At 69.9% G+C, this 12,914-nt stretch carries 9 protein-coding genes; 8 read left to right on the forward strand and 1 reads right to left on the reverse strand.

Annotation, left to right across the window (positions count from 1 at the left end):
* The first annotated feature begins 66 nt into the window (after positions 1-66).
* From KEG38_RS14325 to KEG38_RS14360, 8 genes are read left to right on the forward strand one after another with little or no spacing between them, the layout of a single operon-like run.
* Positions 67-1,422, forward strand: coding sequence for a hypothetical protein (locus KEG38_RS14325; RefSeq protein ID WP_272419991.1), 1,356 nt, complete (start codon positions 67-69; stop codon positions 1,420-1,422).
* Positions 1,419-2,792: a hypothetical protein gene (locus tag KEG38_RS14330; RefSeq protein WP_272419992.1), complete on the forward strand. Its 1,374-nt coding sequence runs from the start codon at positions 1,419-1,421 to the stop codon at positions 2,790-2,792. The genes KEG38_RS14325 and KEG38_RS14330 overlap by 4 nt, the downstream gene beginning before the upstream one ends.
* Positions 2,793-2,799: 7 nt before the next feature.
* Positions 2,800-4,644 carry a serine/threonine protein kinase gene (locus KEG38_RS14335; protein ID WP_272419993.1) on the forward strand — a complete coding sequence of 615 codons (1,845 nt, stop codon included), beginning with the start codon at positions 2,800-2,802 and terminating at the stop codon, positions 4,642-4,644.
* A gap of 8 nt (positions 4,645-4,652) precedes the next feature.
* A complete protein-coding gene (locus KEG38_RS14340; RefSeq protein ID WP_272419994.1) occupies positions 4,653-5,945 on the forward strand; it encodes a hypothetical protein in 1,293 nt (430 codons plus the stop codon).
* 11 nt (positions 5,946-5,956) lie between these two features.
* Complete coding sequence (locus KEG38_RS14345) at positions 5,957-6,808, forward strand: sulfurtransferase (RefSeq protein WP_272419995.1); 852 nt, start codon at positions 5,957-5,959, stop codon at positions 6,806-6,808.
* Positions 6,809-6,867: 59 nt separating this feature from the next.
* On the forward strand, positions 6,868-8,259 hold the full coding sequence (asnS, locus tag KEG38_RS14350) for an asparagine--tRNA ligase (protein ID WP_272419996.1): 1,392 nt from the start codon (positions 6,868-6,870) through the stop codon (positions 8,257-8,259).
* A 57-nt stretch (positions 8,260-8,316) separates the two neighbouring features.
* Positions 8,317-8,808 carry a MarR family winged helix-turn-helix transcriptional regulator gene (locus KEG38_RS14355; RefSeq protein ID WP_272419997.1) on the forward strand — a complete coding sequence of 164 codons (492 nt, stop codon included), beginning with the start codon at positions 8,317-8,319 and terminating at the stop codon, positions 8,806-8,808.
* On the forward strand, positions 8,805-11,474 hold the full coding sequence (locus KEG38_RS14360) for a PEP/pyruvate-binding domain-containing protein (RefSeq protein ID WP_272419998.1): 2,670 nt from the start codon (positions 8,805-8,807) through the stop codon (positions 11,472-11,474). The genes KEG38_RS14355 and KEG38_RS14360 overlap by 4 nt, the downstream gene beginning before the upstream one ends.
* A 15-nt stretch (positions 11,475-11,489) precedes the next feature.
* Here KEG38_RS14360 and KEG38_RS14365 read toward each other — a convergent pair whose 3' ends face one another.
* Positions 11,490-12,914 (reverse strand): hypothetical protein, encoded by a 1,425-nt coding sequence (locus KEG38_RS14365; protein ID WP_272419999.1) that lies wholly within the window; start codon positions 12,912-12,914, stop codon positions 11,490-11,492.

The raw sequence follows: 12,914 nt of genomic DNA on the forward strand, positions 1-12,914 counted from the left end.
GCCGCCGCGCATTTCCCACGCAAAGCGGCCGGATCCGGGGGTAGACTGCTCGGCATGCTCGGGCGGATGGCCCGCTACGTTTGGGTCCTTTCGGCGCTCCTCGGCACGGGCTGCACGCCCGAGCTCGGCGACGTGCCGTTCGCGTGCGAAACCGGCGGCGTCTGCCCCGAAGGGTACGCGTGCCAGGCCACGGTCTGCGTGCGCGACGGCGCGAACCCCACGAGTCGCAGGCCGAAGCGCGTTGCCTGGATCAATCCGCCGGAGATGTTCTGGCTGTCGTCCGAGGGCGAGGGCGCGACGCTCCTCGTGAACGACGGTTTCACCCCGGGCGCGCGCGGGATCTACGAGATCCGCGTCGCGCCCGACGGCAAGGTGTCCGAGCCGCGCGCGCTCTTCACGTACGCCGGCGGGACGATCTCCTCGTCCGTGGTGCCGCTGCCCGACGGCCGATACGGCGTGGTGCTCGTGCGGTTCCCGAACGTCGAATCCGACGAGATGACGCTCGAGCTCCTCGGAATCGAGCGCACGTCGACGAGTGGCTCGACGCCTGCGGTGGAAAAACTCTTCTCCACGACGACGCCGTTCCTCGGCGGCGCCGAGCCTCCGTACGTGGGCGCCGTGATCGACGGGACCACGCTGAACATCGCGTGGACCGTGCCCTCGGGTGGCGGTCGCGTGGAGGTGCTGCACCTCGAACGGGAAGGCTCGCTCTGGAGCCCCACGTGGAAGGCGTCGGCGAACCTGCCGCCGGACGTGCCGCCGCTCTCCGGCGACTGTCAGATCTTCCGCGACGAAAGCGGCCTGCTCACGGTGCGCGTGGGCTTCGAGAGCTACGCGCTCTCGACGGTGGATCCCGCGACCGCGATGGGCGGCATGGGCTCGATGACCGAGTTTGCGCCGACCACCGACGAGCCGCTCTTCGGCTGGAAAGACGGCGTCTTCGCGTTGCGGGTCGGCGACTACGATTCCGCGAAGGCGACGTACGCGGTGAGCTACGTCTTCACCCCCGCGACGGGCATGCCCACCGAGGACAAGGGCTTCACGATGCCGGAGACGGCCACGCCGTTCGTGGGCACGCCGTTCGAGGGAGGCGCGCTCGTGGCGCCGGTCTCGCGTGATCCGGAGTTGCCCACGATCGACGTCGCGTGGCGCTCGCCGACGGAGCCTCTGCGGATCGTGGCGAGCGTGCCGCGGACGAGCACCGGATCGATCTTCACGGCGCGCGCCTTTGGCCTCGGCAACAAGGCGTACGTCGCGTGGACCGAATTTTACGAGTCGAACATGGACCTCTGGATCGGCGTGTCGGATCTGCGTCGCGAGGGCGTGGGGACGCTCCTCGGTCGATCGGCGCGCGCGCGCGGGTTCGCGCGGCCGAGCGAAGGGCCGCGGATCGAGGCGGCGCAAGGACAGGGGGCACCTTGAGGGGATCGAGGGGACGGGTTTTTTCGGGCGCAGTGGTGGCCGCGCTCGGGATGTTCGGGGCGGGCTGCGGGGAACCTTCGTTCGGGGAGATGCCGGCGCTCTGCGCGGAGGGCGGCGCTTGCCCCGAGGGATACGACTGCATCCACGGCGTCTGCGCGCTGCCGGGTACGCCCGTGCCCATCACCGTCGGCGTCGTCCCGTATCTGCGTGGCCCGGACGTGCGCATGGTGCCGCAAGCCTCGGGCGTGCTCGTCGTGTGGGAGACGTACGCGTACTCCGACGAAGGGCAGCGCTTCGTGGGCGCGCGCGTCGCGCCTGACGGCGCCGTGAGCCCGCGCATGGACATCGTGGGTCGCTACGTCGCGGATGCCGACTCGCTCGAGCCCTACTTCGATGTCCTGCCCGTGGGCGGTGATCGCGTGCTCGTGGCGATCAGCGCGCCTTCGCTCCCCGACGATCCCACGGTCGAGCCGCGCCTCGTCACGTACCGCGTCGATCTGCCTCCCCAGGGGCGCGAGGATCAACCGGCCGCGTTCGAATCCGCGTGGCCCAAGGAGGAACGACTCGCGACCGTGGGGTACGGCGCAGTGAGCTTTCCGAAGCTCCTTCACCACGGCGATCGTGTCGAGCTCGGCTACGTGCGTTCGCGGACGGCGACCATCGACAACAACCTGGAGACGGTCGCTGAGCTCACGGTCTTCTCGATGCAGGAAGACGGCACGCTCTTCGCGCCGGAGCCCACGTATCACTCGGCGCGCGCGAAGTTGCCCGTCGCCGTGGGTGTCCTCGGCGCGTTCCGCGTGAGCACGGGCGCGTGGTGGATCCTCGACAACGAGCGGCCGAGCGCACTGCTCTTGCCCGACGACGGCGGCGCCGCCGAAGTGAAGCTCGGTCGCCTCGCGATCCCCGTCGCCGCGGATGACGCTTCGCTCACGTACATCGAGCCCTCGGCGCGTCAGGGGGACAAGCAGCCGACGGATCCCGTGTCGGGCCCGGCCGGGCTGCGCACGGTCGCGGCGCCCGTGATGGGTGATCCCACGCCGCCCGTCGAGACTTCGATCGGCGCGCTGCCGGGCCTGCGCGACACGCCGCGCCCCGCGTGGATCGGACGTGATGGCGCGAAGCCGATCCTCGTCACGCCCGGAGAAGCCGTCGATGCGCCGGAGATCGCGGTCTACCTCGTCGATCCGGCGAGCGCGGAGGCGTCGCGCGTGGCTTCGATTCCGCGCCTCTCCACGCGCAGCATCGGCGCGCTCCATGCGGTCCTCACCTCGGGCAAGCTCTTCGTCGGCTGGCTCGAGACGGACGAAACGTCGGCCACGATCCGCATGGCCGTCCTACCCGAGCCCGAGCCCCCGGCGGCACCTTGAGGCGCGTATGAGCATCGGCTCCGTTGGCTCCCAGCCTCTGTTCGCAGGCAAGTACCGCCTCCTCCGCATGCTCGGCAAGGGCGCGATGGGCGAGGTGTGGCTCGCCGAGGAGGAAGGGCCGCGCAACTTCCGCCGCCGCGTCGCGGTGAAGCGCCTGCTCACCGCGGGCGACATCGGCGACGTCGCGACCGATTCGTTCGTCGCCGAAGCGCAGGTGATCGCGCGCCTCGATCACCCGAACGTCGTGCGCCTGATCGAGCTCGGCAACGCCGAGGGCGGCCTCTACCTCGTGCTCGAGTTCGTCGACGGCGCCGCGCTCGATCGCATCTTCAAGCGCACGGGCACGCTCGCGCCCGCGACGGTCGCGTACATCGGTCGCGAGGTCGCGCGCGCGCTCGAGGCCGTGCATGGCATGTGCGACGAGAACGGCAACAACGTCGGCGTCGTGCATCGCGACGTCACGCCATCGAACATCCTCGTCGCGCGCGACGGCCGCGTGCGGCTCTCGGACTTCGGCGTGGCGCGGATCTCGGGCCTCGGCGGCGAGAAGACCGAGACCGGCGTGTTCAAGGGCAAACTCCCGTACATGCCGCCCGAGCAGGCGCGCGGCGAGCCCTTCGACGGTCGCGCCGACGTGTTCGCGCTCGGCATCACGCTCTTCGAAGGGCTGCTCGGGCGCAGGTTGCGCAAGGCCGAGACGCAGACGCAGCTCCTCATGATGATCGCGAGCGAGCCGGTCGCGCGCGTGCACGAGCTCTTGCCGGGCGTCCCGGATGCGCTCGCGCATGCCATCGATCGCGCGACAGAGCTCGATCCACGCCGGCGCATCGCGGACGGCGGCGAGCTCGCGTATCTCATGGACGAGGCCCTGCGCGCGCTCGGGCCGAGCGCCGTGAAGGAAGCGCAGGCCGAGCTTCGCGCGCGTGTCGAGCAGGTGGCGGGCGCGCCTGCCGGTGGATCGAGCGCGCCGGGCACGGGGCAAGCGAAGCGGCCGCAGGAGTGGAGCATGCAGCTCGGCACGGGCGCGCAGCGGCCGAGCGGATTTCCGACGGAGATCACGCGTTCGTCCGACGCGCCGGTGCAACCCTCGTACGGCACGCACGGGGGCATGGCGCAGCCGGGGACGGGCGCGGGGCGGATCTCGGCGCCCGGATATCACCCGTCGATGGTGGGCGCGCCAGGATCGGCGCCTGGATCGAACCCGATGAGCGGCGGCCTTGGCGTGACGAACGTCGGGACCTTCGCGGATGCGGGCGCGCCGTCGAGCTTGCAGGCGAAGGGGCGACGCTCGATGGTCCTGCCCGTGCTCGCGCTCGCGGGCTTCACGATCCTCGGCGGCGTGACGGCGTTTTTCGTGCTCTCGCGGAGCGCGTCGGGGCCGCGTACGGATCAAGCCGTCACGTCGGCGTCGCCGTCCGCGATCACGCCTGCGCCGACCGAAACGATCGCCGCGGCGCCGAGCACGACGGCGCCTGACGCGCAGCCCACGACCACGTCGACGGGCGCGCCCTCGGCCACGCCGACGGCGACGGTCGCGCAGGGGACCGGCGGGCGTTTCGATCCCAAACGAACGGCGCAAGGATCGACGGCCGCGTCGACCGCGTCTGCGGCGGCCGAGGAAGCGAATTCGAACGAGCCGGGCACGCTCGTCGTGTCCGTCTCGCCTTGGGCCGACGTGACCGTGGATGGTCGTTCGGTCGGGACCACACCGCTCGCGCCGATCTCGCTCGCGCCGGGCCCGCACTCGGTGGTCTTGCGCAACAGCGAGCTCGGCGCGTCGCGTAGCCTGTCGGTCACGATCAAGCCGGGCAAACCGTCGTCGGTCCGGGTGGATCTGCGCAGGGCGGAGTAAGGTTTGCCATGAAGAACGGGAAGCGGAGCATGGGCGCTCGGCTCGGGCGAGTCGCGTTGGCTCTTTCGGTGGGTGTGGCCCTCGGCGCCGCCGGGACGGAGGCGCGAGGGGAGGACCTCGCGAGCGTCGTGGCGAGGGCGCGCGAGCAGGTCGAAAGCGGCGCGTTCGCGGATGCGCTCCGCACGCTGAATACGCTGCCGAAGTCGGAGCTCCCGCCGACGCTCGCGGTGGAGGCGGGCCTGCTGGAGACGCAGGCCGCGCTGGTCACGCGCGGCGAGGCCGCGGGCGCGCAGGCGTGCACGAAGGCGGTCGTGGCGGCGGGCTACGATCCCGAGGTCGCGCGTGATCAATCGCCGAAGGTGCGCGCGGCTTGTCGCACGGCCGCGGAGAGCGCGCGCAAAGAGCGGATCGAACGTGCGGGCGTGAAACTTTCGGACCTCGAGATCGAAGCGCCCGAGGTGGCGTGGGCGCCGGTGCGGATCTCTGCGACGGCGAGCGTCGCGCCTCCGTGGCTGCGCGTGATCGCGCGGGTTCGATCGAGCGCGATCGAGGGATCGTTCGATCTGCCGCTCGCGCCTTCGCCCGACGGGCCTCTGCGCGGCACGCTCGATCCTTCGTTCATCCGGCCGAAGGCCAAGCTCGACATCACGATCGTCGCGCAGGACAAGTTCGGTGATCTCGCGACGACCGCGCTCACGAAGTCGCTCATGGTGCCTGCCCAGGAAGCGATCGTCGCGCTCGGCGACGTGCCGGGCTCGGCCGTGGTGCTCGTCGATGACAAGCCCGTCGATCCGGACGACGACGGCCGCGTCGCTGTCGAGCCGGGCAAACACGAGGTCGAGATGCAGGTGGACGGCGCGACGTCGAGCACGACCGTCACCGTGCAGCGCGGAAGCGTGGCGCGCGTGGCGCTCTCGCCGACGAAGGGCGGAGGGCGCACGTTCGCCTGGATCGCGACAGGTTTGACCGTCGGGCTCGGCGCCGCCTCGGGCGTGTTTCTCTACACGGCGGCTTCACGCACGAGCGAGATCGAGGACCTCGCGGCGCTGCGCGAGCCGGGCACGAGCTTGCCCGCGACGGACTATGCCGAGATCAAGGCGCGGGACGACGAGCGGCGGACGTTCCAGACGGTGGGCCTCGGCCTCGCGATCGGCGGCGGCGTGATGGGCGCGCTCGCGCTCACGTTCTGGCTCTTGCCCTCGGGCGGTGGGAAGAAAGCGGCGAAGAAGGACGCGCATCTCGCGCCCGTGGTCGTGCCGTACATCGGGCCGGGGAGCGTGGGTTTGTCGGGTACGTTCTAGGAGAAGCGCCGATGTCCGAAGGCCCGCTCGTCACGGTGGATTGGCTCGCGGCGCATGCAACCGATCCGCGTGTCCGCGTGGTCGACGTGCGCTGGTATCTCTCGGGCAAGCGTGGCGTCGATGCGTATGCAGCGGGCCACATCCCCGGCGCGTCGTTCGTCGATCTCGACGCGGAGCTCGCGGGGGATCCTGCGCGAGGCCCGGGTCGTCATCCGCTGCCCGAACCTGACAAATTCGCCTCGCTGCTCGCGCGCCTCGGCGTCACCGAGGATTCGATCGTCGTGGCCTACGACGACGCCGGCGGCGCGATCGCAGCGCGCATGTGGTGGCTACTTCGCTACTTCGGGCATTCCGGCGGTCGTGTCCTCGACGGCGGCCTCGGTGGCTGGATCGCGTCCGGCCGCGCGCTCAGCACCGACCCGCCCCACATCACGCCCACGCCGCCCCTCGCGCTTCGGCCCGGCGGTGCTCCCGTCGTGGACAAAGCCGACGTCGCTCGCCTCGCCGCGCTCGGCTTGCCGGCGGCCCTCGTCCTCGATGCGCGGGCTCGCGAGCGGTACGAGGGCCGCTCCGAGCCGATCGACGCGCGTGCCGGGCACGTCCCCGGCGCCCGGAATGCGCCTTTCGTGGAGAACCTCGTCTCGCCTGGCGGCGCCTTCCTTTCGCGCGATGCGCTCGACGCGCGCTACCGGACGCTCGGCGCGCTCGATGCGAAGAACGTCGTTTGTTACTGCGGCTCCGGCGTCACCGCCTGCCACGATCTCCTCGCCCTCGCGATCCTCGGCCGCGAGGACGTCGCTCTGTACGAGGGGTCCTGGAGCGACTGGGCACGGGACGCATCCCTCTCGATCGAGACCGGCTGAGCCTCGATCGGGGAAGCCCCTTGCGCCCCTCGGAGTCTGGTGCTTTGGGGAAGGGCACCATGCAGATCCATCGCGTACAGGAGCTTTTCAAGCAGTCGCCCGTTGGCCAGCGCGTGAGCGTGTGTGGTTGGGTCCGCACGCGCCGCGACGCGAAGAACAACTTCTCCTTCCTGGAGATCAACGACGGCTCCTGCTTGAAGAACCTGCAGGTCATCGCGGACGGCACGCTCGAGAACTACGAGACCGAGGTGAAGAAGCTCGGCACGGGTTCGAGCTTGCGTGTCGAAGGGATCGTCGTCGCGAGCCAGGGCAAGGAGCAGGCGATCGAGATCAAGGCCGAGCGCGTGCACGTCTACGGCTTCGCGTCCGAGGACTTCCCGCTGCAGAAGAAGCGCCACGGCTTCGACTACCTGCGCACGATCGGCCACCTCCGGCCGCGCACGAACACCTTCGGCGCGGTCACGCGCATCCGCCACACCCTGTCGATGGCCGTGCACGACTTCTTCCACTCGCGCGGCTTCTTCTACGTCCAGACCCCGATCATCACGGCCAACGACGCCGAGGGCGCGGGCGAGATGTTCCAGGTCACGACGCTCGACCTCGACAAACTCCCGCGCACGCCCGAGGGCAAGATCGACTACACGAGGGACTTCTTCGGTCGCCGCACGAGCCTCACGGTGAGCGGCCAGCTCGAGGGCGAGACCTACGCGATGGCCCTCGGCAACATCTACACGTTCGGCCCCACGTTCCGCGCCGAGAACTCGAACACCACGCGCCACCTCGCCGAGTTCTGGATGATCGAGCCCGAGATGGCGTTCGCGGACCTCGATCACAACGCGTACATCGCCGAGGAGTTCTTGAAGCACGTCATCCGCGCCGTGCTCGAGCAGAACCAGGAGGACCTGAACCTCCTCGACAGCTTCGTGCAGAAGGGCCTCAAGGAGAGCCTCCAGAACATCGTCGCGGGCCCGTTCGCGCGCATGACGTACACCGAGGCGATCGAGGTCCTCGAGAAGTCCGGCCAGAAGTTCGAGTACCCGGCGAAGTGGGGATCGAGCCTGCAGACGGAGCACGAGCGGTACCTGACCGAGGTGCACCTGAAGAAGCCCGTGATCCTCACGGACTATCCGAAGGACTTCACGGCCTTCTACATGCGCCTGAACGACGACAAGAAGACCGTGCGCAACATGGACGTGCTCGTGCCGCAGATCGGCGAGATCATCGGCGGCAGCCAGCGCGAGGAGCGCTTGGACGTGCTGCTCGAGCGCATGCAGGAGGCCGGCCTCAAGCCCGAGGACTACGAGTTCTACCTCGACCTCCGCAAATACGGCACGGCCCCGCACGCGGGCTTCGGTCTCGGCTTCGAGCGCCTCGTCCTGCTCTGCACGGGCATGGGCAACATCCGGGACGTCATCCCGTTCCCGCGCACGCCCGGCCACTGCGAGTTCTGAGGCCACGACGAAGGAGCCCGGCGCATCCGGGCTCCTTTTTTCTGGAAAATTAGGTGCATGGATGCAATCATTCGATCCGTGCACATGAACGCCGAGGACCGCCGAGCGCTGCGAGAGAGCATCCGCGTCACGCGGATCGCGACGGCGCGCGACTTCCTGATCGGGGCGATCGCCTCGCTCGACGAGGTCGAGCTGACGCTCCTCCAGCTCGGCGTGCTCCTCCTGCTCGACGACGGCGTGCCGCGCACGTTGAAAGAGCTCGCGGAGCTCATCGGCCGTTCTCCCTCGGCGACGAGCCGCCTCGTCGATCAGCTCGTGCGGCGCAAGCTGCTCCTGCGCGAGGAGGATCCCGAGGATCGGCGCGCGCGGCGCGTGACGAGGAGCCCGCGCGCGGCGCGCCTCGTCGCGGAGCTCTTGGATCGACGCACGGATGCGCAGATCCACGTGATGGAGGCGCTCTCGGACGAAGAGCGCGCGCTCGTACTGCGGGCCTTCACCCTCCTGGGCGAGGCCGCGAAGAGGAAGACGACGAAGGAGGTCCGACGATGACGACAGAAGGCACGGTGCTCCCGCTCTCGGCGCTCGATCGATCCTCGCTCCCCATCGCCGGCGGAAAAGCGGCGAACCTCGGCGAGATGCTCCGCGCCGGGGTGCCGGTCCCGCCGGGGTTCGTCCTGACGACCTCCGCGTTCCGCGCCGCAGCAGAAGCGGCGAACATCGGCCCGAAGCTCGAAGCGCTCGCGTCGGCGGATCCGAGCGATCGCGACCGCCTCGCAGAGCTCGCGGCCGAGATCCGCGCCGCGCTTTCGTCCGTGACCGTGCCCGATGCGATCGCCGAGGCGTGCGTCCGCGCGTACGACGTCGAGCTCGGGGGCGCGGCCGTGGCCGTGCGCTCGTCGGCCACGGCCGAGGATCTGCCGGATGCGAGCTTCGCCGGGCAGCAGGACACGTACCTCGGGGTGCTCGGCAAGGATGCCTTGCTCGATGCCGTTCGTCGTTGCTGGGCGTCGCTCTTCACCGAGCGTGCCGTCGTGTACCGCGCGGATCGGTCCATCGATCCGCGCGAGGTCTCGCTCGCGGTCGTCGTGCAGCGCCTCGTGCATGCACGCGCCGCGGGCGTGCTCTTCACGGCGAACCCTGTGACGGGTCGGCGCCACGAGGCGGTGATCGATGCGGCGCCGGGGCTCGGTGAGGCCGTCGTGAGCGGCGCGACGAACCCCGATCACCTGGAGGTGCGCGTCGATACGGGCGAGATCGTCACGCGTCGCCTCGGGGACAAACGTGTCGTGATCGAGGCGCTGCCCGGCGGAGGAACGCGTCACGAACAGCGCGCCGATGGCTCGGCAGAGGCCTGCATCTCCGACACGGAGGCGCGTGCGCTCGCGGCCATGGGCGCGCGCGTCGAGGCGCATTTCGGCGCGCCGCAGGACATCGAGTGGGCGATCGATCCCGAAGGAAAGATCCTCCTCGTGCAGTCGCGCCCGATCACCACGTTGTTCCCGATCCCCGAAGGTCCTTGGTCCTCCAAGGAAGGCCCGCGCGTCTACTTCAGCTTCAACGTGGCGCAGGGGGTGTTTCGCCCGTTCTCGCCGATGGGCCTTCAGTTCTGGCGCGCGTTCTCGGGCAATGCCGCGAGAGCGACGGGCCTCTGGGACGGCGATCCTCTGGACGGCGCGCCCTTCTGGGCCATCGGCGCGAACCGGTTGTTCCTCGACATCACGGGCGTCCTTCGTAATCCGCTCGGCCGCCGCGTCTTCCTCTTCGCCTCGACACGGATGGAGGCACGTACGGGCGCCGTGGTGCGCACGCTCCTGGAAGACGAGCGCCTCGGCCTCGTGCACACGCCTTCCTGGAAGACTGCGCGGAGCGTCGCTCGTGCTCTCGTGTCGATCGGTGCCCCGCGGATGGTCTTGCGGGGGCTCGTGAAGCCCGACGCCGTCTCGGCGAAGATCGCGGCTGATGCCGATGCCACGATCGCGCTCGGCGAGGTTGCCGAGGGGTCGCCTCCGTCGGCCTATCTCGACGCGGTCGAGCGCATGCTCCGCGCTCCCTTCTTCATCTTCCTGAACATGCCGAGCGTTGCGGTTGGCTTCGTCGCGTTGCGTGTCCTCCGCGGCTTGCTGGGAGACGACCTGGACGAGGCCGAGGTCCACACGCTCCTGCGGTCGCTCCCGAACAACCCAACGACGGAGATGGATCTCGAGCTCTGGGCGCTCTCGCGCCGCGTGGGCGCTGATCCCGCGTCCCGGAGCGCGCTGCGCGAGGAGGCGCCTCTTGCGCTGGCGAAGCGCTACGCCGATCGCTCGCTGCCGGCCGTGCTTCAACGTGAGCTCCAAGCGTTCCTCGCGCGCTGGGGCGCGCGCGGGGTGGCGGAGATCGACATCGGCGTGCCGCGGTGGCGCGACGATCCGACGCACATCCTCGGCAGCGTCGCGAATTACCTCTCGCTCGGCGAGGACGCGGCCCCGCCGGACGTGGCCTTCGAGCGCGGCGCGCGCGAGGCGGAGCGGAAGGCGGAGGAGCTCGTGTCGCGTGCGCGCGCGAAGGGCGTCCTGCGTGGTGAGGTCGTGCGGTTCGCGGCGAGCCGTGTGCGCAGGCTCATGGGGGTTCGCGAGGCACCGAAGTTCGGCATCGTGCGCATCATCGCGCACGCGCGCTCGCTCTTGCTCCAGGCCGGTCGATTGCTCACCCAGGAGGGCAAACTCGCCGCCGAGGACGACGTGTTTTTCCTCGACCTGCGCGAGCTACGCGCCGTCACCGGAGGCACGGATTTCCGCGCGCTCGTGGCCGAACGTCGCCGCCTGAACACGCAGGAGCTCGGCCGCAAACACGTGCCGCGTATCCTGCTCTCGGACGGCACGGAGCCCGAGACGATCGCCGCCGCCGCGTCGAGCGAGGGAGGTTTGTCAGGTACGCCTGCCTCGGCGGGGCGTGTCACAGGCAAGGCGCGCGTGGTCCTGGATCCCGTGGGCGCGAAGATCGAGCCCGGCGAGATCCTGGTCGCGCCGTCGACGGATCCTGGCTGGACGCCGCTCTTCCTGACGGCGGGCGGGCTCGTGATGGAGATGGGCGGGAGCATGTCGCACGGCGCGGTGGTCGCGCGTGAGTACGGGATCCCGGCCGTGGTCGGCGTCGCCGGCGCGACGGCGCGCATCACGACGGGGCAGATGATCACCGTGGATGGAGGGGCGGGGCAGGTGGGCGTCGAGGCATAGCCCGCCCCCGCGGCGTCACTTCTTCTCGCTGAGCTTCTTCACGTGCTCGAGCACGCGCGTGTGGATCGCGTGGATCGCGCTGTCCGACCAGAACGCCCAGTACACGTTCGGTGACATCTCGAGCTCGTACCACGTCGTCCCTTCGAGCCGCGTTCGCCCGCCAGGCAGCTCCGTCAGCAGGAACTGTCCATGCTTGGACCTCAAACTACCGTCGAGGTGCGGCGCGTGCACGTACTGGAACGGGCTCCACTCCTTCATCGCGTGCGGCTGCTTCGACACGTCGAACGCGAGCCGGTTCGGTTTGTCCCAGACCGTGATCGGCTCGACGAACGGACCCGTCGAGAACTCGCAGTACCGCACGGCGCCCACGCCCTCGCCTTCGAGACGCGCGCGTACCGGATACGCGATCCCCGTGTGGAAGAACCACTCCGAGGGCGGCGCGAGCTCGCCGAAGCCGATCACGTTCTCCCAGACGCGATCCGGCGGCGCGTCCACCTCGATCACCGTCTTCACCTCGCGCAGCTCCGGCTTCGCGACCGCCGCTTCCGCGCTCACGATCCCCGGCAGCATCAGCACCGCCGCTGCCGCGTGGGATCGCGGCGTCTTCGCCTGCAGCGCGATCGCGCGTCCCAGGATCGCGCCGATCACCGCCACCACACCTGCGATCGGCGTGGCCATCAAGAGGCACACGAGCCCCTCCAGCGCGAACAGGAGCATCGCCGCGCCCGTGAGGGCCACGGACAAACACGCGACCGTGACCGCGCGGCGGAGCGGCTGCGGCGCGTCGCGGTTCAGGAGGAACGCGCTCACAGCGCCCATCACGAACGGCGTCACGAAGAAGAGCGACCAACCGTAGAGCTCCATCGTGCACGCGCTGAGCCCCGCCATCCCGAGCCCCACCGCGACCGCAGTCGCGACGCCGAGCAGCGCGCTCCGCAGCGTGCCCTCGATCTTCGGCTGGATCTTCTCCTGCGGCCCGCCCGCGCGATACGGCGACGTCGGGTCCGGCTTCCACGCGTCCCCGCGCTCGGGGATCGCAGCGAGGACAATCATCGCGAGGTAGTTCAGCCCCGGCACGAGGAACGTCAGCCCTCCCCACGGCGACAGGCCCGCGTTCGCCGCGCGGCGGATGCTCATCGAAACGCCGATCCACAGGAACGGCAGCGTCGCGATACCCATCGCCACGAAGAGCCACGGATGTGTGACCGGGATGCTCTTCGTACGGAACGTGAAGATCGGGTTCAGGTAGGCGAGCGGCGAGAAGACCACGCCCGACGCGAGGTACACGAGCAGCGCGTCGATGCCGTACTTCAGCGCCATCAACGTGACGCCCGTGATCAGGTAAGCGCGCCTGCCAACAGGCGCTTCGAGGCCGAACCAGAGCCTCGCCACCTCGCGCACGGGCGAGCGTGGGCGGGACGAGGGAGGTGTGTCACTCAT

The organism is Polyangium jinanense (assembly GCF_028435265.1).
GTDB classification, from domain to species: domain Bacteria; phylum Myxococcota_A; class Polyangia; order Polyangiales; family Polyangiaceae; genus Polyangium; species Polyangium jinanense.